This is a genomic window from Heliomicrobium sulfidophilum, from assembly GCF_057715735.1.
The window spans coordinates 1-24921 of sequence record NZ_JBVTZZ010000005.1 but is presented as its reverse complement, the minus strand read 5'-3'; the positions used below and the strand labels follow the sequence as shown (position 1 = coordinate 24921).

At 58.0% G+C, this 24921-nt stretch carries 22 protein-coding genes; all 22 read left to right on the top strand.

Features of this window, described 5'->3' with window-relative positions:
- Positions 1-58: 58 nt before the first annotated feature.
- Positions 59-643, top strand: a complete 585-nt coding sequence (locus tag AC0CW1_RS05895) for a phosphate propanoyltransferase (RefSeq protein ID WP_488182155.1) — start codon at positions 59-61, stop codon at positions 641-643.
- A gap of 187 nt (positions 644-830) precedes the next feature.
- Entirely contained in the window at positions 831-1121 is a 291-nt protein-coding gene (locus AC0CW1_RS05890) for an ACT domain-containing protein (RefSeq protein WP_488182154.1), read from the top strand.
- Between the two features lie 96 nt (positions 1122-1217).
- Positions 1218-2585 (top strand): DUF711 family protein, encoded by a 1368-nt coding sequence (locus tag AC0CW1_RS05885; protein ID WP_488182153.1) that lies wholly within the window; start codon positions 1218-1220, stop codon positions 2583-2585.
- A gap of 403 nt (positions 2586-2988) precedes the next feature.
- Positions 2989-3300: a DUF5665 domain-containing protein gene (locus tag AC0CW1_RS05880; protein WP_488182152.1), complete on the top strand. Its 312-nt coding sequence runs from the start codon at positions 2989-2991 to the stop codon at positions 3298-3300.
- Positions 3301-3396: 96 nt separating this feature from the next.
- Positions 3397-4113 (top strand): TraR/DksA C4-type zinc finger protein, encoded by a 717-nt coding sequence (locus tag AC0CW1_RS05875; RefSeq protein WP_488182151.1) that lies wholly within the window; start codon positions 3397-3399, stop codon positions 4111-4113.
- 164 nt (positions 4114-4277) lie between these two features.
- The gene (locus AC0CW1_RS05870; protein ID WP_488182150.1) at positions 4278-4559 is read left to right on the top strand and encodes an alpha/beta-type small acid-soluble spore protein; all 282 of its coding nucleotides are present in this window, start codon (positions 4278-4280) and stop codon (positions 4557-4559) included.
- 116 nt (positions 4560-4675) lie between these two features.
- Positions 4676-5191 (top strand): signal peptidase II, encoded by a 516-nt coding sequence (gene lspA, locus AC0CW1_RS05865; RefSeq protein WP_488182149.1) that lies wholly within the window; start codon positions 4676-4678, stop codon positions 5189-5191.
- A 100-nt stretch (positions 5192-5291) separates the two neighbouring features.
- Entirely contained in the window at positions 5292-6443 is a 1152-nt protein-coding gene (locus tag AC0CW1_RS05860; protein WP_488182148.1) for an RluA family pseudouridine synthase, read from the top strand.
- Between the two features lie 185 nt (positions 6444-6628).
- Positions 6629-7177 carry a bifunctional pyr operon transcriptional regulator/uracil phosphoribosyltransferase PyrR gene (gene pyrR / locus AC0CW1_RS05855; RefSeq protein ID WP_488182147.1) on the top strand — a complete coding sequence of 183 codons (549 nt, stop codon included), beginning with the start codon at positions 6629-6631 and terminating at the stop codon, positions 7175-7177.
- 102 nt (positions 7178-7279) lie between these two features.
- On the top strand, positions 7280-8218 hold the full coding sequence (locus AC0CW1_RS05850) for an aspartate carbamoyltransferase catalytic subunit (RefSeq protein WP_488182146.1): 939 nt from the start codon (positions 7280-7282) through the stop codon (positions 8216-8218).
- The gene (locus tag AC0CW1_RS05845) at positions 8202-9497 is read left to right on the top strand and encodes a dihydroorotase (RefSeq protein WP_488182145.1); all 1296 of its coding nucleotides are present in this window, start codon (positions 8202-8204) and stop codon (positions 9495-9497) included. Before AC0CW1_RS05850 ends, AC0CW1_RS05845 begins: the two co-directional genes overlap by 17 nt.
- 233 nt (positions 9498-9730) lie before the next feature.
- Positions 9731-10816, top strand: coding sequence for a glutamine-hydrolyzing carbamoyl-phosphate synthase small subunit (carA, locus tag AC0CW1_RS05840; RefSeq protein WP_488182144.1), 1086 nt, complete (start codon positions 9731-9733; stop codon positions 10814-10816).
- A 2-nt stretch (positions 10817-10818) separates the two neighbouring features.
- Complete coding sequence (carB, locus tag AC0CW1_RS05835) at positions 10819-14040, top strand: carbamoyl-phosphate synthase large subunit (protein WP_488182143.1); 3222 nt, start codon at positions 10819-10821, stop codon at positions 14038-14040.
- A 20-nt stretch (positions 14041-14060) separates the two neighbouring features.
- Complete coding sequence (locus AC0CW1_RS05830) at positions 14061-15038, top strand: dihydroorotate dehydrogenase electron transfer subunit (RefSeq protein ID WP_488182142.1); 978 nt, start codon at positions 14061-14063, stop codon at positions 15036-15038.
- Positions 15031-15945 carry a dihydroorotate dehydrogenase gene (locus AC0CW1_RS05825; RefSeq protein WP_488182141.1) on the top strand — a complete coding sequence of 305 codons (915 nt, stop codon included), beginning with the start codon at positions 15031-15033 and terminating at the stop codon, positions 15943-15945. Before AC0CW1_RS05830 ends, AC0CW1_RS05825 begins: the two co-directional genes overlap by 8 nt.
- Positions 15946-16080: 135 nt before the next feature.
- Complete coding sequence (locus AC0CW1_RS05820; protein ID WP_488182140.1) at positions 16081-17559, top strand: alkaline phosphatase family protein; 1479 nt, start codon at positions 16081-16083, stop codon at positions 17557-17559.
- A 297-nt stretch (positions 17560-17856) separates the two neighbouring features.
- Positions 17857-18582, top strand: coding sequence for a C40 family peptidase (locus AC0CW1_RS05815; RefSeq protein ID WP_488182139.1), 726 nt, complete (start codon positions 17857-17859; stop codon positions 18580-18582).
- 90 nt (positions 18583-18672) lie between these two features.
- Complete coding sequence (locus tag AC0CW1_RS05810; RefSeq protein ID WP_488182138.1) at positions 18673-18972, top strand: STAS domain-containing protein; 300 nt, start codon at positions 18673-18675, stop codon at positions 18970-18972.
- Positions 18973-19174: 202 nt separating this feature from the next.
- Positions 19175-21118 carry a methyl-accepting chemotaxis protein gene (locus tag AC0CW1_RS05805; RefSeq protein WP_488182137.1) on the top strand — a complete coding sequence of 648 codons (1944 nt, stop codon included), beginning with the start codon at positions 19175-19177 and terminating at the stop codon, positions 21116-21118.
- A 416-nt stretch (positions 21119-21534) separates the two neighbouring features.
- A complete protein-coding gene (locus tag AC0CW1_RS05800; protein ID WP_488182136.1) occupies positions 21535-22269 on the top strand; it encodes a VCBS repeat-containing protein in 735 nt (244 codons plus the stop codon).
- A gap of 257 nt (positions 22270-22526) precedes the next feature.
- Positions 22527-22796, top strand: coding sequence for a hypothetical protein (locus tag AC0CW1_RS05795; protein WP_488182135.1), 270 nt, complete (start codon positions 22527-22529; stop codon positions 22794-22796).
- Between the two features lie 306 nt (positions 22797-23102).
- Positions 23103-24921: methyl-accepting chemotaxis protein (locus tag AC0CW1_RS05790; RefSeq protein WP_488182134.1), on the top strand; the 1819-nt coding region annotated here is incomplete at its 3' end.

The following is a 24921-nucleotide window of genomic DNA, read 5'->3' as shown; positions in this document are numbered from 1 at the left end:
CTGCCCGCCCCCGGTCATCCTACAGGATGGAGGATGATGACAGGAGGGGCTGAGGCCTTTGTTCGATGCAGCGAAAAAAGAGGTCACCGTGGGCGTCTCCAACCGGCACCTGCACTTGTCCGAGGCGGACCTGGTTCGGCTCTTCGGCGAAGGCTACCAGCCCGAACAGATGAAAGACCTGTCCCAGCCAGGACAGTATGCCGCCCGAGAAACGCTGACCCTGATGGGTCCCAAGGGACTGATCGAGGGCGTCCGATTGCTCATGCCGCTGCGCAAACAGTCCCAGGTCGAGGTGTCGGTGACCGACTGTTATAAACTGGGGATCCCGCCAGTCATCCGCGACTCAGGCGATCTGGCCGAGACGCCAGGGATCACCCTGGTAGGGCCGCTGGGACAGGTGGCGCTGAAAGAAGGGGCCATCGTGGCTGCCCGCCACATCCACTTCGGCGTCGACGAGGCGACGCGACTAGGCCTCAAAGACAAGGACCGCATTGCTGTCGAGGTGGGCGGTATCCGGGGACTGCGTTTCGACCATGTGTTGATCCGCGTCCACGAAACCTTTGCCGCTGAGATGCATGTGGACACCGATGAGGCCAACGCGGCGGTGATCAAGAACGGGCAGATCGTCAAAATGCTGATTTAAAATGGGTCAATGCCAAAATGGGCAGTGCCGGATAGCGGCGGTGAAAGAGATGCTTCTTTCGCGCCGCTATTCGTAATTCGACAAAAATAGGCAGGAGATGACGGCGCCGCCCCGAATAATTAGGAAATACCTCGAAATGAGTATTCCCAGGGGCGGCGTCCCTGATTTGCAAGGAGTGGAAAAAATCATGCCAGAAAAAAAGGACAACCGTGTCATCGTCACGGTCATCGGTGCGGACCGGGTGGGGATCATCGCCAGCGTCGCCACCATCATCGCCGACGCCGGCGCAAATATCCTCGATATCAGCCAGACGATCCTGCAAGGCGAATTTTTCACGATGATCATGGTCATCGACATGAACGACGCCAAAGCCAGCTTCGAACAATTGCGCAAGGCGCTCGAAGACAAGGGCAAGGAACTGGGCGTTCAGATCATGGCCCAACACGAGGATATCTTCAAGTTCATGCATCGCATCTGATAGACGCATCGTCATTCAACTGAAATCAAGTGTATGCTTCTTTCATTAACGGATTCATCATTCATCTGTATTTAACCGGTCGGGAGGGTTTTGCTCATGCCCCTTTCCATATCACCCCAGGAAATCATGGAGACCATCCGCATGGTCCAGATGGAAAATCTGGACATCCGCACCATTACCATGGGGATCTCCCTGCGCGACTGCTGCCGCACCGATGCGGCGGCGACAGCCAAGGCCGTCTATGACAAGGTGACCCGCATGGCCGGCGACCTAGTCAAGACTGGAGAAGAGATTGAAGGCCGATACGGCATTCCCATCATCAACAAGCGCATCTCCGTCACCCCCATCTCCCTGGTCGCCGAGAGCATGGGGTTGGACGGCTATGTCACTGTTGCCAAGGCCCTCGACGACGCTGCCAAGACGGTGGGCGTCAACTTCATCGGCGGTTACTCGGCCCTCGTCCACAAGGGGATGACCCCTGGCGACCGGGCGCTCATCGAGTCGCTGCCGGAAGCCTTGGCCGTCACCGAGCGCGTCTGCGCCTCTATCAACATCGCCACCACCAAGGCGGGCATCAACATGGATGCGGTGGCGCTCATGGGCCGTATCGTCAAGGCTACTGCCGAGGCGACGGCCGACCGCGACGGCCTGGGCTGCGCCAAGTTGGTCGTCTTCTGCAACGTCCCTGAGGACAACCCCTTCATGGCCGGCGCTTTCCACGGTATCGGCGAACCGGAGTGTGTCATCAATGTGGGCGTCAGCGGCCCTGGCGTCGTCCTGAACGCCGTCCGCAAAAAGCCTGGCTGCGACTTCGGCGAACTGGCCACGATCATCAAGCAGACGGCCTTCAAGATCACCCGCATGGGTGAACTGGTTGGCCGGGCCGCTTCGGAACGGCTCGGCGTGCCCTTCGGCATCGTCGACCTCTCCCTGGCGCCGACGCCGGCCATTGGCGATAGTGTGGCCGACATCCTGGAAGCGATGGGCCTGGAGCGCTGTGGCACCCATGGCACGACAGCCGCCCTGGCCCTGCTCAATGATGCCGTGAAAAAGGGCGGCGCCATGGCCTCTTCCTATGTGGGCGGCTTATCGGGCGCCTTTATCCCTGTCAGCGAAGACGCCGGCATGATCGCCGCCGTCGAGGCGGGCGCGCTGACCCTGGACAAGCTGGAAGCGATGACCTGTGTCTGCTCTGTCGGCCTCGATATGATTGCTGTTCCTGGCGACACGCCGGCGGAGACGATCTCGGCCATCATCGCCGATGAAGCGGCCATCGGCATGATCAACCGCAAGACGACCGCCGTCCGCATCATCCCCGTACCCGGCAAAAAGGTGGGCGACCATGTGGAGTTTGGCGGACTCCTCGGTCACGCGCCAGTCATGCCAGTCCATGGCTTCAGTGCCGCGTCCTTTGTGGCGAGGGGCGGGAGGATTCCGGCGCCGTTGCAGGCGTTGAATAACTAGAGAGCGATATTTTCGATAAGTTCCACTTGATTTCTAACTTTCATTCCTCATATAACCAGCAGGCTGCCTTTCAACAAGAGAGGCAGCTTTTTTATTATATAAAAAGATCTGACTGGATTGGTTTTGGTCTAGATAAAAGGAAAAATGGGAGAAGCATAGAAAAAATAAAAATATTAGAAAAGAGATGGCTGGTCTGATGCATTATTTGATCTTCCAAGATTTTGGCAAATAGGGGGGTATATATGCACTTTTTATTCGAAAGTATTACCATTACCTTATTTGTGAACGTGTTAAACAATAAATCCGTTAAATATACATCCGCTGGTTTATCCATGGGAGTGCTTAAATGCCTTTCATGAGCAGTAAAATCATGGCACATACTATGCCCAGGCAGGTGGGCAAAATGGAAAGAGAACAACCGCAGGTCGACAAGCGGCTCGTCGAATCGCTCAACGAGCGGATTGCTATGCTGGCTGTGGACATGGAGAAGATCCGTGTGGCCGAGTACGTGGACCTCTTTAACGACCCGAAACGCCTCTTATACCTGAACTTTTTAGCCGGTCTGGCGCGCGGTCTGGGCATGACCGTCGGCTTTACGGTCCTCGGCGCAGTGGCCGTGCTGATCCTGCGCGAATTGGTCGTGCTCAACCTGCCGCTGATCGGCGGGTTCATCGCCGAGGTGGTCCGCATGGTGCAGACGCAGTTGGGCATGTAAATCATGTACGTGAGGATCCGACACTGAAGGCAAATGGGCCGCACAGGCAGTTTGCCCTTTTCAAATGAAAACGAACAGGGGAAAGAGGGGATACCGATGCCGGACAGCCATGAGGCCGCCTGGTGGCGCCTGAACGCGATGGAGACGGACATCCGGGACCAACTGACCCACATGACCCAGGACGCCCTGGGGGAATCGATGGGCGAATCGATCCAGGAATTGAGCCTCTATGACAATCACCCCGCCGATGTGGGCAGCGAGGTCTATGAACGGGGCAAGGACCTGGGGACGCGGGATCGCTTCAGCCGGGAACTGGATGAGATCGCGAAGGCCAAGCGGCGCATCAGCGAGGGCATCTACGGGATCTGCGAAAAATGCCATCAAAAAATCCCCGAAGAGCGGATGGAGGCCATGCCGACGGCGACGCTCTGCATCGAATGTCAGAGTCATGAGGAGGCGTTGCATCCGGATCGCCATCCCCGTCCCATTGAAGAGGACGTGGCGCCCTACCCTTGGGGAGGGAACTCGGACAACCTCTTTTCCATCGGCGAGCATGGGACGGACCGCGACGAAAACGACCCCACCATGTTCGACGGCGAGGACGCTTGGCAGATCCTGGCCCAGTATGGCAGTTCGGACACCCCGAGCGATGTGGAGTTCACGCCCGAGTATCCCAAGATCGCGCCCAACCACTTCGAGCGGGTCGGGGGCACGGAAGCGATCGAGATGATCCCTGTCGAGAAGGGGAAAGATGGTGTCTTTTATCAGGACATGGATGGCGTCGATGACGAAGAGGGACCTCATCGCCTGTAAGCCGGCTTGCGCCGGCTTTTATGTTTCTAAAATCATCCCAGCGCTGTCACGGCATGGGTAGCGCGGCAAGGACTATGGTTTTTAACAGGAGCTTCATAATATGAAGAGGCCTCCGATGAGACATTCTATGCCTAGACCAGCACGGGAGGAGGTGAAGAACAAGAATGCCGAACCGGAACAAAGCCGTATTCCCTGGGGCGCAAGGCGCGCTGGACCGCTTCAAGTATGAAGTGGCCGCCGAAATCGGCCTGGCCAACAAGGTTCAAAGCGCCGGCTGGGAAAACATGACCACTCGTGAAGTTGGCTCCATCGGTGGTTTCATGACCAAGAAGATGGTCCAACTGGCCGAGCAGCAATTGGCCCAGAGCAACGGCGTTTCCGCGACCCTGGCCCGTTCTGCCGGAGCCGACGCCCAACAAGGTGCGCTTCAAGATTCCGGCCGATAGGTTTTACCATACAGAGGTCAGCCGCAAGGCTGGCCTTTGTCGCGCTTGGTTGCGCCCCCGGCCCCTGCATGCTAAAATATTTCAGATTGGGCACTCTGGAAAAGGGGGGGCAGGCCATGAGACAGGGACCGTCAGGACGGATTGGCAACAACGCTTTCTGGGTCATCCTGCTGGCGACGATCGCCGTCGACCAATTGACCAAGGCCATCGTGCAGGCGAAGATGGCGGAGTATGAGTCGATTCCGCTCATCCCCAACATATTTCACTTAACCTATATCCTCAACCCCGGCGCCGCCTTCGGCATGCTGGCCAATAAGACAGTCTTTTTCATTACCATCACCACGGTCGTTCTGGGCGCTATTTTGTTTTTTTACCGCCGCGTGCCGGAAGAACAGATTTGGTTGCGCTTGGGCCTGGCCCTGCAAGCTGGCGGTGCCGTCGGCAACCTGATTGATCGGATCCGCTCGGGGCTGGTCATTGATTTTTTCGATTTTCGCGTCTTCCCTGTCTTCAATATGGCCGACATGGCCATCACCATCGGCGTCGGTTTGATCATGCTCAGCCTGCTGCTCGCTCCCGATGAGGAGAAAAAAGCGGTCCCCTCCGGCGAGATGGCCGGTCCTCACGAATAACCAGAAGGAAACCTAGGGCGCGCTTTTGCCGGTGAAAAGTTTTTGCTTCTCGACACCGCCCGGAGGGCGCTGGATTCTGTAGGAATGGAGCCCGAAAACAATGGCAGCCAAAAACATAGAAACCCCAAAAAGTGAGGCCGCGACGGTCCCCGAAGGGGCGGCGGCGGAATTGGACATCGAGGTCGAATTGGAAGGGGGCGAAATTGAAGAGCCTGCAAGGCCTGAACTGGTCCGCCTCTCTGTCACGCCGGCAGAGGCTGACAGCCGCATCGATGTCTGGCTGGTGCAGAAGGGGCTCGTGCCTTCTCGCTCCCACGGCCAGAACTGGATCAAAGAGGGCCTCGTCACCCTCGACGGCGGTCCTCTCAAGGCCAACTACCGGTTGAGACCTGGCGATGTGATCGAGGTGGCGCCGACGGCGCCGGAAGCGGTGGCGATCCTCCCTGAGGACATCCCCATCGAGATTATCTTTCAGGACGCCGACATTGCCGTGATCAACAAGCCGGCAGGCCTCGTCGTTCATCCCGCCGAGGGCCACTGGTCCGGCACACTGGTCAACGCGCTGCTCTACCATATCAAGGACTTGTCAGGGATCAACGGCGAACTGCGGCCCGGTATCGTCCACCGCATCGACAAGGACACCTCCGGCCTGCTGGTGGTGGCGAAAAACGACCGCGCCCACATCCACCTGACGGAGCAGGTGAAAGACCATCGGGTGCGCCGTGAGTACCTGGCCATCGTTCACGGCGTCATCGGCGCGGAAACGGGCCGGGTCGAGGCGCCCATCGGCCGCGATCCCAAGGACCGCCAACGCATGGCCGTCATCGCCGGGGGGAAAAACGCGGTCACCCATTTTCGCGTCCTGGCCCGCTACCCTGAACAAGGCTTCAGCCTGCTTCACTGCCGCTTGGAGACGGGGCGGACCCACCAGATCCGCGTTCACCTGGCTCACATCGGCCATCCCGTCGCCGGCGATCCGAAATACGGACCCCGCAAGGTCGCATTTGGCCTCACCGGACAGGCGCTGCACGCCTGGAAGCTCGAATTCGTCCATCCCCGCAGCGGCGAACCTTTGCAGTTTCAGGCAGACCCGCCAGATGACTTCGTTCAGGTGCTCCAAGTGCTTCAGACGATCCAAACAAATCAAAGAGACCAAGCGAATCTAGCGACTCAGGCGAGCCACAAGGACTCACCATTGACAAAATTCGACCTTTCAAGGTATACTAATCAGGAACAGGAACCCCCCCTTTAATTCGGTCCCGTGAGGCCGGCAAGGTTGGGAATCGTGAGTGAAGGACATAGGTGCGCGCTTTGCTCGCAGGCAGGTTTGCCTCGGGTAATCGGCGCTTCCTTGCATGAGACGATAAGCCTATCTTTGCCGGTGACGGTGGGGATAGGCTTTTTTGCTTTCCCCCGACGCGAAAGGAGGACACCAGGATGAAGCTCCTCGACAAAGCCCTGCTGATGGACGACGACGCCATCCGTCGCGCTATCACCCGCATCGCCCATGAGATCTTGGAAAAGAACGAAGGTATCGAACATCTGGCCCTTGTCGGCATCCGGCGGCGCGGCGTCCCGCTCGCCAAACGGCTGCAGGAGAAGATCCAGGAGATCGAGGGGACAACCGTGCCCCTTGGCGCGCTGGACATCACCCTCTACCGGGACGACCTGACGACCCTCGATGTGCAACCCGTTATTCACAAGACGGAGGTTCCTTTCTCTCTTAACGGCAAAAAGGTCGTCCTTGTCGACGACGTGCTCTATACGGGTCGCACCGTGCGGGCCGCCCTGGACGCCCTCATCGACATCGGCCGTCCTCAGGTGATCCAACTGGCCGTCCTCATCGACCGGGGCCACCGGGAACTGCCCATCCGGGCCGACTATGTGGGCAAAAATGTGCCCACGTCCAAACGAGAAGTGATCTCTGTCCGCGTCATAGAAGTGGATGGAGAGGACGGCGTTTCCATCCAGGACATGGTGGACTGATGGTTCGCCAGTCGCCTCGCGGCATGCACCGGGAGGCTTTTTTACGGACATTTTCGCAGACAACCTATGCAATCAATTACGGACGAGGGGGACGAGGCACCCATGGCATGGCAGCACAAAGACCTGCTGGGCTTGCGCGGCTTATCGAAGCAGGAGATCGAGCTGATTTTAGACACGGCGGCGCCGATGAAGGACATCATCGGTCGCGACATCAAGAAGGTCCCCACACTGCGCGGAAAATCTGTTGTCTGTCTCTTTTACGAGGCATCGACACGGACACGCACCTCTTTTGAACTGGCCGGCAAGTTCATGAGCGCCGACACGGTGAACATCGCCGCCTCCAGCTCTTCTGTCGTCAAAGGGGAGTCGCTCATTGATACGGGCAAAACCCTGGACGCCATGGGCACGGACATCATCGTCATCCGCCACGCCGCCTCGGGCGCGCCCCACCTGCTGGCCAAGCATGTAAAGGCCCGCGTCGTCAACGCCGGCGACGGCGCCCATGAGCACCCCACCCAGGGCCTGCTCGACATGTACACCATCCGGGAGCGCAAAGGCCGCCTGGAGGGCTTGACGGTGACCATCCTGGGCGACGTGCTCCACTCGCGGGTGGCCCGTTCGAACATCTGGGGATTGCGGACGATGGGCGCCCAGGTGCGCCTCTGCGGACCGTCGACACTGCTGCCGCCGGAACTGGCGACCACCGGGGTGCAGACCTTCACGCGTATCGAGGAAGCCTTAGAGGGCGCCGACGTGGTTAACGTGCTGCGCCTCCAACTGGAGCGGCAGAAGAAAGGACTCTTCCCGACGATCCGCGAGTATGCCCGCCAGTTTGGCCTTAACCAGGAGCGGCTCAAGTACTGCAAGAGCGATGTGCTTGTTCTCCATCCGGGGCCGATGAACCGGGGCGTCGAGATCGCCGACGATGTGGCTGACGCCGATTTCGCGGCCATTGAGGAGCAGGTGACCAACGGGGTGGCTGTGCGCATGGCCATACTCTATCTGATGATGGGAGGAAGCGGCAGTGGCGCTATACATTAAAGGTGGGCGGGTCATCGACCCGGCCAATGGCATCAATAAAATCGCTGACGTGAAGATCGAAGCGGGCATCATTGCAGGCATTGACGATTTCGCGGGCGCCATCACCGAAGCGGACGAGGTCATCGACGGGGTTGGCAAACTGGTCGTTCCCGGCCTGATCGATATCCACTGCCACCTGAGAGAGCCAGGCTTGGAGGCGAAGGAGACCATCGCCACAGGCACCCGGGCGGCGGCCCGTGGCGGCTTTACCGCTGTCTGCGCCATGCCGAACACAAAACCGGTCTGCGATTCCCAGACGGGCGTTGAGTTCATCTACAACCGGGCTAAGGCGACGGGTCTTGTCCATGTCTATCCCATCGGTGCCATCACCAAGGGTTCGGAAGGCCAGGAACTGGCCGAGATGGCCGACATGGCCGCCTGCGGCGCTGTGGCTTTTTCCGACGATGGCAAACCGGTGCCCCGCTCTGACATCATGCGACTCGGTTTGCAATACGCCCAGATGGTCGGCAAGGTGATCATCAGCCACTGCGAAGATCCCGAACTGGCCAAAGACGGCGTCATGCACGAAGGCTACTGGTCGACAGTGCTCGGCCTGCGGGGCATCCCGGCAGCGGCCGAGGCGATCATGGTGGCCCGCGACATCCTTCTTGCCGAGAGTGTCGGCGCGAAGCTGCACATCGCCCATGTTTCGACGGCCCGCTCGGTGGAACTCATCCGCCAGGCCCAGTGGCGCGGCGTCAATGTGACCGGCGAGGTCTGCCCCCATCACTTGGCCCTTACAGACGCCGATGTGGAAGGCTTCAACACGGCGACGAAGGTCAACCCGCCCCTGCGGACCGACAAGGACCGCGAGGCCCTTCGCTCGGCCCTGAACGATGGCACCCTGACCATCCTGGCGACAGACCACGCGCCCCATACGGCCGAGGAAAAGGCTTGCGAATACAACTATGCACCCTTCGGCATCTCGGGCCTGGAGACGGCCTGGCCGCTCTTCTGGCGCGAACTGGTCGAACCGGGTGTTATGACCCTGCCATCCTTTGTAGCCGCCTTGACGGTGGCCCCGGCGAAACGGCTCGGACTGCCTGGCGGCACCCTCTCGACGGGCGAGGCGGCTGATGTGACCATCATCGACCCCGAACACACCGAGACGGTCACCCTGGAGAATTGGCAGTCGAAAGGCAAAAACACGCCCTTTGTCGGCCAGACCCTGCGCTCCTGGCCGGTGGCGACCATCGTTGGCGGGCGGGTAGTTATGCAGGATCGTCAAATCGCAGATTAATCGGCGTTAGCGCCGTATCATAAACTCGATCAAAAACCATTTCATCAATAACGCTCACAACACACATCTCACAACAGTGCTCTCCACGCTGCGTTCAAGACGGTTCGAAACGCTGCCTACTACGCTGCTCTTCACATAGGCACAAGCACACTCCTTCTAGAACCACCGCAGCATACTTCACCGGGCTGGCCTACCGGCCTCACGCCAACGCGGCGGCAATACAGGAGGTTTTTATGGAAAAGGGTTATCTCATCCTGGAGGACGGCTCTGTCTGGGAAGGCGAGGCCTTTGGCGCAACAGGGCAGCGACCCGGCGAGGTCGTATTCAATACGGGCATGACCGGTTATCAGGAACTGCTCACCGACCCCTCCTACTGCGGGCAGATCGTCGTCATGACCTACCCGCTGATCGGCAATTACGGCATCAACGAAGAGGATTATGAATCGCGCCGGCCCTTCCTGCGCGGCTTCATCGTCCGGGAATGGGCGCAGATCCCCTCCAACTGGCGCAGCCGGGACACGATCAACGAATACCTAAAACAAGCCGGCGTCATCGGTCTCGCCGGCGTGGACACGCGCGCCCTCACCCGGCGTCTGCGCAGCCACGGCACCATGCGCGGCATCATTGCCACCGGCGACGTGGACACGGCGGTGCTGGCGCAACAAGCCCAGCAGGCGCCCCACATCTCCGGACAGCCCCTCGTCGACGAGGTGACCGTGAAGGAGCCTTCCGTCATGGAGAACGACGGCTTCCATGTGGCCCTCCTCGACTACGGCGCCAAGGACAACATCGCCCGGTCGCTGCACCGGCGCGGCTGCAAGGTGACCATCCTGCCGGCCCGGACGACGGCTGCCGAGGTCCTCGCCCTCAACCCCGACGGGATCATGCTCTCCAACGGGCCGGGGGACCCCCGGGATGTGCCTTACGCCGTCGAGGCGGTCAAGGAACTGCTCGGCAAAAAGCCCCTCTTCGGCATCTGCCTGGGCCACCAGATTATCGGCCTAGCCGTGGGCGCGAAAGCTTACAAGCTGCCCTTCGGCCACCGCGGTTCCAACCACCCTGTCAAGGACCTGGCGACAGGCCGCGTCTACATCACCAGCCAGAACCACGGCTTTGTCATCGACGGCGACAGCGTTCCCGCCGGTGTGGCCGTCTCCCATATCAACATGAACGACGGCTCTGTCGAGGGCCTTGCCTTTACCGATATGCCCGCCTTCTCCGTTCAGTACCACCCCGAGGCGTGCCCCGGTCCCGACGATTCGGACTACCTCTTTGACCGGTTCATCGACCTCATGAAGCAAACGGAAGGGAGGTCCTAAGCATGCCGAAGGATCCCACACTGCGCCGGGTCATGGTCATCGGTTCCGGCCCCATCGTCATTGGCCAGGCGGCCGAATTTGACTACGCCGGCACCCAGGCGTGCGGCGCCCTCAAAGAAGAAGGGTTGGAAGTCATCCTCGTCAACTCCAACCCGGCCACGATCATGACCGACGCCAACATCGCCGATCGCGTCTATATCGAGCCCCTCACCCCCGAATTCGTCACCCGCATCCTCCGTAAAGAGCGGCCCGACGGCCTGCTGCCGACCCTCGGCGGCCAGGTGGGCCTCAACATCGCCCGTTCCCTCGCCAAAAGCGGCGTCCTCGACGAACTGGGCGTCCGCCTCCTCGGCACACCTCTGTCGGCCATCGAAAAGGCTGAGGACCGGGAACTGTTCAAAGACATGATGGAGCAGATCGGCGAGCCTGTGCCCGAGTCGACCATCGTCGAATCGGTCGAAGCTGCCCTGGCCTTCGGCGAAAAAGTCGGCTTCCCGCTGATCATCCGCCCTGCCTACACATTAGGCGGCACCGGCGGCGGTATCGCCACTGACATGGAATCCTTAAAGACCTTCGCCATCAAGGGCCTCAAGCACTCGGCCATCCACCAGATCCTCGTCGAGCGCAGCGTCGCCGGCTGGAAAGAGATCGAATACGAGGTCATCCGCGACGGCGCCAACAACTGCATCACCATCTGCAACATGGAAAACATCGACCCTGTCGGCGTTCACACAGGTGACTCCATCGTCGTCGCACCCTCACAGACCCTCTCCGACAAGGAGTACCAGATGCTGCGGGCGGCGTCCTTGAAGATCATCCGCTCCCTTGGCATTGAAGGCGGCTGCAACGTCCAGTACGCCTTAAACCCCAAGTCCTTCGAATACATCGTCATCGAGGTCAACCCGCGCGTCAGCCGCTCGTCAGCGCTGGCTTCCAAGGCGACAGGCTACCCCATTGCCAAGGTGGCCGCCAAGATCGCCATCGGCAAAACCCTCGATGAGATCAAAAACGCCGTCACCGGCAAGACCTACGCCTGCTTCGAGCCGGCCCTCGACTACTGTGTCTTGAAAATCCCCCGTTGGCCCTTCGACAAGTTTGCCGACGCCAAGCGCACCCTGGGCACCCAGATGAAGGCCACCGGCGAGGTGATGGCCATCGACCGCGCCTTCGAGCCGGCTCTGATGAAGGCCATCCGCTCCATGGAGATGGGCGTCGTCGGCCTCTGGCACAAGGACATCGCCGACTGGAACGACACCGACCTGGAAAGAGGGCTCGTCGAAGCCGACGACCGGCGGCTCTTCGTCGTGGCCGAGGCGATGCGCCGCGGCTGGTCGCTTGAGCGGCTCCACGACCTCACCAAAATCGATCTGTTCTTCCTTGTCAAGATCGCTAACCTCGTCCGCATGGAACAGGAACTGGCTCGCTTCGCCGGCCAGGGGCTGGACAAGATCCCCGCCGACTTGTTGAAAAAAGCGAAGCGCATGGGCTTCGCCGACGCCGACCTCTCCCGTATCACCGGCATCGCCGAGATGGACCTGCGCGCCTACCGCTTCAACGCCGGCATCAAGCCTGTCTACAAGATGGTCGACACCTGCGCCGCCGAGTTTGAGGCCGAGACGCCCTACTTCTACTCCTCCTATGACCAGGAAGACGAGGCGGCGCCGACGCCGCGGCCCAAGATCGCCGTCATCGGCTCCGGCCCGATCCGCATCGGCCAGGGGATCGAGTTCGACTACTGCTCCGTCCACTCTGTCTGGGCTATTCGCGATGCTGACTATGAGTCGGTGATCATCAACAACAACCCTGAGACGGTCTCCACCGACTTCGACACAGCCGACCGACTCTACTTTGAACCGCTGTTGCCGGAAGACGTGGTCCACGTCCTGGCAAAGGAAAAGCCCCAGGGCGTCATCGTCCAGTTTGGCGGCCAGACGGCCATCAACCTGGCCGGTCCCCTGCAAAAGGCCGGATTCAACATCCTGGGCACCTCGGTCGACGATATCGACCGGGCCGAGGACCGGGACCGCTTCGACCAGGTCTTGATCGAACTGGGCATCACCAAGCCGGCCGGCCGCACAGCCACCTCTGTCGAAGGCGCTCTCGAAGTGGCTCGCGAGATCGGCTACCCCGTCCTCGTCCGCCCCTCCTACGTCCTCGGCGGCCGGGCCATGGAGATCGTCTACAACGACGAAGACCTGGAATCGTACATGGCCAACGCCGTCAAGGTCAACCCTGACCACCCGGTCCTCGTCGACAAGTACCTCATCGGCACCGAAATCGAAGTCGACGCCATCGCCGACGGCGAGCAGGTGCTCATTCCGGGTATCATGGAGCATGTAGAGCGCGCCGGCGTCCACTCGGGCGACTCGACGGCCGTCTTCCCGGCTCAGGGCCTGACGAAAGAGCAGACCGACAGGATCATCGACTATACGACCCGCCTGGCCCTGCACCTCAACGTCCGGGGTGTCGTCAACATCCAGTATGTCATGCATGAGGGGCAGATCTACGTCATCGAAGTCAACCCCCGCTCCAGCCGCACTGTGCCCTACCTCTCCAAGGTGACGGGCATTCCCATCATCAAGATCGCCACCCGCATCATCCTCGGCGAGACCCTGGCCGCCCAAGGTTACCAAGGCGGACTCGCCCCGGCCCCGGCCTACACGGCTGTCAAAGCGCCTGTCTTCTCCTTCGGCAAACTCCTCGACGTGGAAACCTCCCTCGGCCCTGAGATGAAATCGACGGGCGAGGTCATGGGCGTCGACGCCGACTTCCATAAAGCCTTCTACAAGGCACTTGTGGCGGCAGGGATGGACATCCCGACGAAAGGGACCATCCTAGCCACCATCGCCGACAAGGACAAGGAAGAGGCCATCCCCCTCTTAAAAGAGTTTTCTGACCTGGGTTATAACCTGGTGGCTACATCAGGCACGGCTGACGCTTTGCAAGCGTCTGGTATCACGGTTCAGCGGGTCAACAAGATCGGTGAGGGCTCGCCCCACCTGGTCGACCTGGTGCGGGAGGACAAGGTGCAACTGATCATCAACACACTGACCAAGGGTAAGCAGCCTGAGCGGGATGGTTTCCGCATCCGCCGGGCGGCGGTGGAACACTCCATCCCTTGCCTGACCTCTCTCGACACGGCCCGGGTGATCCTCCAGACCTTGCGCACCATTCACGGCGGCGGCGACTTCGCCATGGTGCCGTTGCAAGAGTATCTCGCTTAAAAGCGGAGGGAGTGAAGAAGGTGCCCGCTGAAAAGAAGGCCTCCTCTGAAACAAACGCGCCAGCGCAAAATACTTCTTCTATAAACAGTTCTGCCGTACTGGCTGACGCAGCTATTTTATCTCAAGAAGAACTGAAACCGGGCGTTTTCCGCCTCGTCCTCTCAGCGCCGGAACTGGCCCGGCGCTGCCAGCCCGGCCAGTTTGTCCAGGTTCGCGTCAGCGACAGCGTTTCCCCGCTGCTACCCCGTCCCATTAGCATCCACGGTTTCAACAGGGAACAGGGGACCCTCTCACTGCTCTACCATGTGGCGGGACAGGGGACGGGCAAGCTGTTCCGAATAGCCGCTGGGGAATCGTTGAAGATCTGGGGGCCCCTTGGGAAAGGGTGGCTTCTTCCCGTACATGGGCAAGGCGCCACCAAGGCCCTTCTGCTACCAGCTAGCCGTGAAACCGCAGTAGATGCGCCTGAGAAGACGCTAACGTATGCGGATATGGAGCAGGAAAAAGTGTTGCCCCTCTTCGTCGCCGGCGGCATCGGCGTCGCGCCGCTGCCGCCCCTGGCCAAAGCCTGGCGCGACCTGGGGGCCGAAGCGATCCTGCTCTACGGCGCCCGTTCCGCCGGCCAGATCGTCACCGCTGACGAGTTTACGGCCATGGGCGTCGATGTGCGCATTGCCACGGAAGACGGTTCAACCGGTGTGACCGGCCGGGTGACGGAACTGCTCAAAGACCTCGATACCGGAGACAAGCTACCGCTCCTCTACGTCTGCGGTCCCAAGCCGATGCTGAAGGCAGTGGCACAACTGGCTGACGAGCGGGGCTGGCCCTGCCAGGTCTCTTTGGAGGAGCGCATGTGCTGCGGCCTCGGCGCCTGCCTCTCCTGTGTCTGCAAGAAAAAGACGGACGACGAAAAGGAAGGCGGCAAGGGTTGGACCCATGCCAAGGTTTGCACCGATGGACCAGTCTTCTGGAGCAGGGAGGTGGTCTGGAATGGGTAGCCTGAACCTACAGGTCAACCTGGGTGGACTGTCCATGAAAAACCCAGTCACTACCGCATCGGGCACCTTCGGCTTCGGCCTCGAATTTGCCCCCTTCATCGACCTCAATCGCCTCGGGGCGATCGTCGTCAAGGGGACGACCCTGGAACCACGGGAGGGGAACCCGACGCCGCGCATGGCCGAGACACCGGCGGGGATGCTCAACGCCATCGGCCTGCAAAACCCTGGCGTAGAGGCGTTCATTCGTGACTACCTGCCGCCGCTGCAGCAGATCGACACGCCAGTCATCGTCAACTTGAGCGGCAACAGCGTCGAAGATTACGGCCGGCTGGCGGCGATCCTCGATGGCGCCGATGGGGTGGCCGCCTTGGAGGTCAACATCTCCTGCCCCAACGTCAAACAGGGGGGCATCCAGTTCGGCACCTTGCCTGCTTCGGCCGCCGCCGTGACCCGGGCTGTTCGGGAAAATACGAAAAAACCGGTCATCGTCAAGCTGTCGCCCAATGTGACCGACATCACCGAGATGGCCCGGGCCGTCGTCGACGCCGGCGCCGATGCCCTGGCCCTGATCAACACGCTGCTGGGCATGGACATCGACATCCGTACCCGCCGACCTGTGCTGGCCAACATCTTCGGCGGCCTCTCCGGACCCGCCGTCAAACCGGTGGCGCTGCGCATGATCTACCAGGTGTACAAAGCCGTCAATGTTCCCATCCTGGGAATGGGCGGCATTATGAACAGCCAGGACGCCATCGCCTTTTTCCTGGCCGGCGCGACAGCTATCGCCGTAGGGACGGCCAATTTCACCAACCCTCGGGCCACCGTGGACATCCTCGAAGGCATCGGGGAATACTGTTGTCGCGAAGGCGTAAGAGACATCAACGAATTGATCGGCGGCGCCCATTAAATCCGATTCACCTGCTGATTCTTTCGACATTTTAACCCCCCATTTACGACAGCGTTCTTTTCGGATATCATATAGCTGTGTCTCACCGATAATCGATCTCGTTTGATCTATTTTTGCAGCAGGAGGTGGGGAGCAGTGCGCCGGAAGAAAGTGATCATGTTCATCATTGATTCCCTGCACCCGCGGGTTTTCGATGACGTGACTCAGGACGGTTCCGCGCCTGTCCTCGCCTTTTTGCGCAAAAAAGGCATTAGCCACTCGAGGGTCGTCTCGGCTTTTCCGACGATGACGCCTACCGCTTTAAGTTCCATCGCTACCGGGGCCTATGCGGACAAGCACAAGGTGCCCGGTTTCATCTGGTTTTCCGAGATGAGCCAGCGGCTCGTCAACTACGGCGCCACGCCAGGGGCGATCATGAAGCTGGGCGTCTTTCAGACCGTAAAAAACCTGCTCTACAACCTCAACCAGGAACATATCAATCCTCGGATCGAAACCTTCCACGAGATCCTGGAAGACCGGGGGTATACGTCGGGGAATATCAACTTCTTCATCTACCGGGGACGCAAAAAAAGAGAGCCCAACCTGCCCTGGCTGATTCGCCTGGCCGCCTGGTTGCGCCTGCGCGGGCCTGTTTTTGGCCCCGAGAACCTCGCCCTCGGCGAATGCTGTCTCTCACCGAGCCTGCAAGGCTTTCGCGGTCCTGCCGGTCCCTTCAACAAGTTCGGCTTCAATGACCGCTTCTCATGCCTGGCTGCCTCGGAACTGATCCGCCGAGGCAAACAGCCTGACTTCATGATGGTCTACCTGCCCGATAATGACGGCTACTCCCACCGGATGGGCCCTCTCAATGCCCATCCCTGTGTCCGCAAAGCCGATCGGATGATCCAGACGGTGCTCAACGCCTTCCCCTCCTGGGAGCATGCCTTGGAGGAGAACGCCTTTCTCGTCGCCGGCGACCATTCCCAGTGCCCCGTCGGACCTAACCACACGACAGTCTTGCTGGATAAGATGCTCTCCCAATTCCGGCGGTTGGAGATGCTTTCTTGGGGCGCGGCGCGGCGTTATGACATCACCATCTGTCCCAACGAACGCATGGCTATCGTCTATGTCCTCCGCAACCAGGAGTCGGTGCTGCCAGCTGTCGTCGACACCTTGTCCGGCGACGAGCGGATCGCCCAGATCATGTGGCGGGAAGGGGAGCGCATCCGGGTCATCCAGGGCGGTTCCCGCAAATCTCTTACCTTCTGGCGCGAGGAGACCTATAAGGACACCTTCGGTGTGGACTGGAACTTCAACGGCGACCTGTCTGTCGTAGACGGCGAGGTCCGCGACGGCATCCTTCACTTCGGCGAATACCCGGACGCTTTCTCACGCATTGCCTCTGCGTTAGAGAGCCAGGTGACGCCCCGGGTGCTCCTCTCAGCCCGTCCGGGTTTTGAGTTTTACGCTGATGATTCACCCATCTACCCGGGCGGCGGCAGCCACGGTTCTCTCCATGAGAGCGACTCCATCGTCCCCGCCGTGCTGGCAGGCACCGATCATGACCTGCCCAACCTGCGGGTAAGCGACTTTTTCCATTGGCTGATGGAAATGCTGCCAGCGCCATCACGGTAGCTAGGAGAGGTGTAGGAACACGGGAAGGCGCAAAAAATACAACGGGGCAACATCGGTGAAAGAGGTCTTTCGTCTGAAGGCAATTCGGCGAGGGGCCTTTTTTCTTGCAGGTCAGAGCCGTTGGCATGGGAGAAAGAACATCTGCATAAGGTGGCTATGCATGGTGGAGGCTCCTCAGCGTTGCAGGAAGGAGGCAGCATGATGACTGTGACACCGACGCAAGGGCAAGGACGCGCGAAAGGGATAGGCCGTTCCCTTGCCCATGTGTGGAGCGACTACCGTGAAGGACGGGAGAGGGTGACCCAAGGCTGGTTGGGGAGTCTGGTGGAGTTTGCAGATAGGATAGAAATTGCGGGGCCAGGTTGGCGAAAGATCCGCCTTCCTGACCAAGGCGGGTATGAAGGTTGGGTGCGAGAAGACGATCTGGTTCCGGTCTTGTTTGCAACAGAAAGGGTTCGGCCGCTGGCTGTTATTGCGCAACCGTTTATCGAAATCGAAAAAGGCGGCCTTCTTCAGGATAGAGGCTGGCTGCCCATGGGCGCCCGCTTTCCTCTGCTTGATCGAAAAAAAGGATACGTAGCGCTTCAGTTGCCCCAGGGCACTCAATGTTGGATTCCCGAAGAAGCGACGGGATCTTGGCCCAGTGACGTTCGGACAGGTGAAGAAGCCCTGCTGTTGGCTTCCACGTTTCTCCATCGACCCTACCTCTGGGGCGGTATGGGCTGGCCGGGCATTGACTGTTCCGGCCTTGTCTTCATCGCTTTTTGGACGTTAGGGATTCTGCTGCCCAGAGACGCGAAGGACCAGTGGGCACTGCTGGAGGCCGTCGATGAGGTGGACGCTCGACCAGGTGATCTCATTTTTTTCTCTAGTCGCCCGCCGCTGGTGGATCATGTCGGCTTGGTAGCAGGTGAGGGGGTTTTTCTTCATTCTTCAAGCAGCCTCGGCGGGGTATGTTATACAGATTGGCGGGAACAAGGGTGGAGGGATCGCTTGCTCGGATTTCGACGCTCACCTGTTTAGAAAAACAAAGCCATAGGGGACCGAATTCGTCCAATCTCGACAGGATCTAGTGGTAAAATAGAGACAACAAGGGTGTAGGAGGGTAGTATGGTGCATTATATTGAGCATGAAGGACAACACGTAAGGGTCCGCCTAGAAGGAAGTTTTACATTCTCGACGGCCATTCGATTCAAAAATGATATTTTGAAACTTATCGATGAAGGAAGGTATTTTGTTACGATCGACATGAGCGAGGTAGACTTGATCGATAGCCTTGCCCTTGGTTCGCTAGTAGCTGTTTTAAAGCGTACAAATGACTATGGCGGTAATGTGCGAATACAAAAACCGCGGGCGGTTGTTCGCGAGGTCTTGACGATTACGAAGCTGAATCAGTTATTTGTCATCGATTGAAGAGGGTCGACTGAAAAAGCCTTTGAGCGGGAAGGGGAGTCTCAAAGGCTTTTTTGCGTTTTCCGTGGTTAGCCATTATAATTGAGTGAAATCTGTGAAATCTATAATGTCGGCAGTTCAGCGGATACATAAGGGCAGATTTTCAAATGTTGATAAACGGGAGAGGTGTGTGCCGATGACACTCAAAGGAAGGCTTAGTTTGATGAATGGGGTGGCTGTGCTTTTCACAGCCCTAGCCGTTGCAGCGAGTATCTTTTTTGTGCTTTTCCAAGATGAGATGAACGATACCCGGAGTGTCGTGGAGATGATGGCCGATTCCCTGAAGCAGGAGTTTTCGATCGATATCCGTGAGATGAAGCGAGCAGGGGTCACAGAGGCATCTTTTCCAGAACTCCGCAACCCTGACCGGCAAGCGGTAGAAGAAGAGTTGGCCTTAATGCTCCAACAGGCAGACGACCTTTATGAGAACTTATTTATTGTAAACCGTCAAGGAACGATAACCGCTATCTATCCGCCATCTCCGTCCCTCCTCGGTACAGACTTCTCCGATCGTGCCTACTTCAAGGATGTCATGGCGACAGGGAAGCTACAGATGTCGAGTATTATCAAAAGCCGCAACACGGGCAACCCCATCTTTGTTTTTGCCCACCCGCTGAAGGATGAGTCGGGCCAGATCGTCGGCCTTTTCGGGCAGGCGGTGCGATTTTCTGTGTTGCAAGAGCGTATTTCGGAAGTGACTATTGGAGAAACAGGCTTTGCGACCATTTTTGATGCAGAAGGGAAGCTTATCGCCCATAAAGATGATGAAATGGTTTTGTCGGGAAAACATATACCACCGGCTGTGTGGGAAGCTGCAAAATCAGGAAACCTGCATGCCTTTGAATTTACCAATCTCTTTGGCGAAGTGAGTTTTGGCGCCGTTCAGTCGATTGAGGGAACACCGTGGCACCTGGCTATTGTGGTGCCAAAAGCTGAGATGCTGCAAGGCTTTATATCGGCTGCTTTATGGGCGGCGATGATCACCGGTGCCATTCTTATTGGTTTTACAGCGTTCCTATGGTGGCAGATCGGAAAACAACTGTCGCCGCTTGAGCAGATGGCGGGTGTAGCCCGGCAAGCCGGTGAAGGCGACTTGACGCACCGCATTGAACAAGACTCTAAGGATGAATTAGGGCAACTGGCAGGCGCCTTCAATTTGATGCAAGAGAACCTGCGTAGGTTGCTCCAGAAGGTGGCCAGCAATGCGGAGCAATTGGCTGCTGCCAGCGAAGAGATGACTGCCAACGCCCACGAATCAGCTGATGCGGCTGGACAGGTGGCTCAGTCGATCAGTCAAGTGGCTGTTGCTGCCGATGAGCAGGACAAGATCTTTACGGGGGCCGTTGAAAAAATCGCTCATCAAGTTGAGCGGGTCCATCAGGTGGTGGAGGGCGCGAAGGCGATTACCGCACAAGCTACGGAAGCGGTGAAAGCGACGGAGGCGGGCAAGTCCGATATGCAGCGAATCGAAGGGACGATGGAGACAATTGCTGCGGAAAGCCGCAAGGTCTCCGACAGCATGGAGCAACTGGCCAAGAGTTCGCAACAGATCGGCCATATCGTTGAGCTCATCGCTGGCATTGCAAGCCAGACGAACCTGCTTGCCTTGAATGCAGCTATCGAAGCGGCTCGCGCCGGCGAACAAGGGCGTGGCTTTGCCGTTGTGGCCGATGAGGTGCGCAAATTGGCCGAACAGTCACAGCAGGCAGCGCTGCAGATCGCCGATCTCATTCAGCAAAACCAGTTAAGCATGGAACAGGCTGTCGCTGCGACGGAAAGCAGTGTCACCACGGTTACGCAAGGCGCAGCGACGGTGCAGACAGCGGGCCAGCGTTTTCAAGCGATCGGACAGATCGTGGAAGAGGTCCACCGGGCGCTGCAAGCTACATCTGCGACGATTGTCGAAGTGGGCGAAGGCAGTCAACAGGTGAGCCATGTCTTTGAATCGTTGTATGGGCTGAGTCAAAAGATCGCTGCCGAATCGCAAAACGTCTCAGCCGCGGCACAAGAGCAGAGCGCCTCGATGGAAGAGATCGCTTCGGCGAGCCAGGTCCTTGCCCGACTGGCTGAGGAATTGGAAGTGGAAGTGCAGCGTTTTGTAATATAAGCGTTTCAGGAAAAGCGCATTTGTTGTGGAAACACCCTCGACAGACTGTAAGGTTATACCCGCTCAGATTGGCGGAAAAACCGTTTACCGCCAAAATCGGCAATTCACAGGAACGAAAAAGTAGGAAAACAGCGAAAAAAGCAGAAAAGCCGTCTCTTGCGAATATAATGCGCAGGAGGCGGCTTCTTCATCGTTATGGGCAATACTAAACAAGTGTTGATGGGACCTATCACCGGTATATCCACTGCGGAGTTGTAGCCATCCGCGCGATTGCGCAGGATGCCAAAGGCATCCCACCAGGCTCACCGCCATTGACTGTAATCGATTTTCCGTCAATGAGGGTGAGCCGCTACAATAAGCGCAAAGCAACCCCTTAGATCATATGCTACTCCATCAGGGTGTGTGGAGGGAGTAGTATGGATTCCAAGGATTTCTTTTCAGTGAGAGAGGTTCAGCCCATGCCAGGCATCGTCCTCGACATTCAGTATGCAGATGTCAATGGCGACCGGATCCCCGATAAGGTCTATCTCACCGGCAACAAACCCTATCCCCAGAGCCCCTTTGTCGATCGAATCACCTTGGTGATTCAAGACGGGCGGACGAAGGCGACCTATGCTATCGCGTTGCGGACCGACGCCGGTTACAACCCGACGCTGTTCTTGGGTGACTTCACTGGTGACGGCGTCATGGATATCCAGGTGAGCATCGATTCGGGAGGCTCCGGCGCGCTGACCTTTGAGTATATCTATACCTTTTTGAACAACCAGCCACGCCTCTTGTTTGACTATGAGCAGTTCAATCGGTTTTTCCAATATGATGTGAATTACCGTGACAATTACAAGGTGGACGTGGTCAGTAAAAGCTTGCAAAGAACCTTCACCATCGACATTCAGTACAAAGGCACCGATTACCTCTCGGAAATTTACCATCCCGACGGGACGCTGAAGGCGCCGATCGAAGGATTCGTGGTCGGGATCAGCGGCCTGTACCCGGTGGACTTTGACCGCAACGGTGTGTATGAGTTGCTGGCTTTTCAAGGGATTGCCGGCCGGTACAATGCGGACAGGATCGGCTATGTGCTGACGACGCTCAAGTGGGATGGGAGTCGGTTTGCCGTCGATAGTCAGTGGGTTGCGATTTTTGGGGGATGAGCCGGGAGGCGGTGTTGCCATGGTATTGGAAGGTTAATGGAGAATGGGATAATGTCGGTTGTTGTGCCCAGTTATTGACGCTGCTATTGATTCAGTTGTTGTTGAGCCTGCTGTTGATTCTGTTGTTGTTGAATCAATTGCGATTCCCGCCAGGCCTCTTGTCTCTCTTCACGGCCTGCTTGCCATTGCTCCCGCTGTTCAGGCGTTAGTGTTTTGCCTGTTCCTTGCCAGGGGGGAGGGGTCGCCTGACCTGCGCCTTGACCCTGACCTGCGCCTTGACCCTGACCTGCGCCTTGACCCTGACCTGCGCCTTGACCCTGGCCTGCGCCTTGACCTCGGCCCTGGTCGTTGCCATTGCCATTACCCTTTCCTTTTCCCTGACCTTGGCTGCCACTATGGACACCCGCATTCACATCATCCACAGCCGATGGAGCGTCTTGTTTCACCGGTTGGGTGGGGATGGAAACCGTTGGCTGGGCCGAGCATCCGGCGATAAAGGTCAACAGAATCCCCCCGGCGATGGGTAGTAGGAGCGGGTTCCTTCTTTTCATTGAACATCATCCCTTCAATCTATTTGTCGCCTTATTATCCCATAGGAAGGTTTCAAAAGATTGACAGACTTGTTACAGTCATGTGACAAATTGCAGGTAACCAGGTTAACTAAAAAATAACTGTAATTTATTCAACCCTTGATATAATAAGATTAAGCGAATAAAATCGAAAAACGTCGAAACGGAACTAAAGTGGAGTGAGTCTTCTGGTGGATAGGATGGACAACTCGTTATTGACTTTCTGCACCTGACAGATCGACAGCGTATGAGGGAGGATATGCCATGTCACAAAAAAGCGTTTTCTCATTCAACAGTATTGCGGCCAGAACGATGTTATCGATCCTGCCGTTGACCATCCTCGCCTTGGTGGCTTTATCCTCGGTCAGTTTTTATTACGCCAAACAGATCATCCACCGAGGTGTAGACAACGAAATGAGCCAGCAGCGTAACTATGTTGTCCGAGACATCAGCGCCCACTTGACGGCCCATGCGAAACTTGCTGACGTCATGGCGCGCAATATGGAAGCGTACGGTGAGACACTCAGCAAAGACTTGTTTGAACAACAACTGATCAACACGGTGACGGCCAACGAGGAGACCTTTGGCGTAGGCGTTTGGTTTGAGCCGAACCGGTACAAGCCGGATCTGAAGTATTTTGGTCCCTATGCCTATCGGGATAAGGACAAAATTGTTCCCACCTGGGATTACAGCAATGATACATATGACTACTTCCAGTATGATTGGTATAAAAACGGCGCCAACACCAAAGCGAGATACGCCTGGAGCGATCCCTTCGCCGATACCGTGACCGGCGTGGTCATGGTGACGACGACAGCCCCTTTTTACGACAAGCAAAGGCGGTTCATGGGTGTCACGACAGCCGACATCGATTTGACCAGTTTGCAAAAACTGATGGGGGAAACCAAGGTCGGTGAACAGGGCTGGGCCTTCTTGCTGGACAAGCAGGGCACATACCTCTCCACCAACGATGAGAAGAAAAACATGAAAGTAAAGATGGCGGAGGAGGAAAACAGCAGCCTCGTCGCCCTGTACAAGGAGATGGAGATTCAGAAACAGGGAAGCGGCGTCTTTCGAGACGGGGGCGCCACCTACCGGGTGTATTACGATGTTGTTCCCGAAGTCGGTTGGACCGTAGGCCTCGTCATTCCCGAAGAAGAATTGGCGGCGTCGTTAAATGCCTTGATGAGCAAAATCGTGCTCATCGCCGCAGCCTCCATCCTGTTCGTCGCTCTCGTCGTCTATTTCTACAGCCGCTCGCTCACCGGCAACATCAAAAAAATCCATCAGCTATCCGAGCAGATGGCAGCCGGCGATTTTACGGGAACCGTAACGGTGACATCTCGCGATGAGATCGGTGAGTTGGCCGATAACATCAATACGATGGCTGAAGCGGTGCGAAGGATCGTTCATAAGATCAGCCTGAGCGCCAAAGATGTGCACACTTCGGCGGAGAGCCTCCGCAGTGGAGCGGAGCAGAGCGGAAAAGCGGCGGAGACAATCAGCGCGTCCATTCAACAGGTATCGAGCGGCATCGATCAACAGGCAGCCAACATCAACGTCAACAATCAGACGGTCGCCGAAATCTCAGCACAAATCGGGACGGTCAGCGGCACTATGGCCTCTGTCGCCGGCGCTGCGGAAAAAACGCTGGACCAGGCCACCGGCGGCAATAAGGCCGTGAAAGCGGCGATCGAGCAGATCAACCGGATTGACGAAAAGGTAAACAGCATGGCCGGCGTGGTCAACGCCCTTGGCGACAAATCAAACGAAATCGGCCAAATCGTGTCCCTGATCACCAGCATTGCCGATCAGACCAACCTGTTGGCTCTAAACGCCGCTATCGAAGCCGCCAGGGCGGGGGAAAACGGCCGGGGCTTTGCCGTTGTTGCCGGTGAGGTGCGCAAATTGGCGGAGCAATCGGGACAAGCGGCGGGACGAATCCGTCAACTGGTCGGTGAGATTCAAGGGGAAACGGCCAACGCGGTCGAGTCGATGCAAGACGGAACGGCTGCGGTTCAGGAAGGCATTGTCATGGTGAACAAGGCCGGCGGCGCTTTCCACGAAATCGTCGATGCCGTGC

What these genes read in the sequence shown, in the direction of transcription:
- AC0CW1_RS05890 (WP_488182154.1), top strand. Translation starts at nt 831, where the DNA reads ATGCCAGAAAAAAAGGACAACCGTGTCATCGTCACGGTCATCGGTGCG.
- AC0CW1_RS05885 (WP_488182153.1), top strand. Translation starts at nt 1,218, where the DNA reads ATGCCCCTTTCCATATCACCCCAGGAAATCATGGAGACCATCCGCATG.
- AC0CW1_RS05880 (WP_488182152.1), top strand. Translation starts at nt 2,989, where the DNA reads ATGGAAAGAGAACAACCGCAGGTCGACAAGCGGCTCGTCGAATCGCTC.
- AC0CW1_RS05875 (WP_488182151.1), top strand. Translation starts at nt 3,397, where the DNA reads ATGCCGGACAGCCATGAGGCCGCCTGGTGGCGCCTGAACGCGATGGAG.
- AC0CW1_RS05870 (WP_488182150.1), top strand. Translation starts at nt 4,278, where the DNA reads ATGCCGAACCGGAACAAAGCCGTATTCCCTGGGGCGCAAGGCGCGCTG.
- lspA (WP_488182149.1), top strand. Translation starts at nt 4,676, where the DNA reads ATGAGACAGGGACCGTCAGGACGGATTGGCAACAACGCTTTCTGGGTC.
- AC0CW1_RS05860 (WP_488182148.1), top strand. Translation starts at nt 5,292, where the DNA reads ATGGCAGCCAAAAACATAGAAACCCCAAAAAGTGAGGCCGCGACGGTC.
- pyrR (WP_488182147.1), top strand. Translation starts at nt 6,629, where the DNA reads ATGAAGCTCCTCGACAAAGCCCTGCTGATGGACGACGACGCCATCCGT.
- AC0CW1_RS05850 (WP_488182146.1), top strand. Translation starts at nt 7,280, where the DNA reads ATGGCATGGCAGCACAAAGACCTGCTGGGCTTGCGCGGCTTATCGAAG.
- carA (WP_488182144.1), top strand. Translation starts at nt 9,731, where the DNA reads ATGGAAAAGGGTTATCTCATCCTGGAGGACGGCTCTGTCTGGGAAGGC.
- carB (WP_488182143.1), top strand. Translation starts at nt 10,819, where the DNA reads ATGCCGAAGGATCCCACACTGCGCCGGGTCATGGTCATCGGTTCCGGC.
- AC0CW1_RS05825 (WP_488182141.1), top strand. Translation starts at nt 15,031, where the DNA reads ATGGGTAGCCTGAACCTACAGGTCAACCTGGGTGGACTGTCCATGAAA.
- AC0CW1_RS05805 (WP_488182137.1), top strand. Translation starts at nt 19,175, where the DNA reads ATGAATGGGGTGGCTGTGCTTTTCACAGCCCTAGCCGTTGCAGCGAGT.
- AC0CW1_RS05800 (WP_488182136.1), top strand. Translation starts at nt 21,535, where the DNA reads ATGGATTCCAAGGATTTCTTTTCAGTGAGAGAGGTTCAGCCCATGCCA.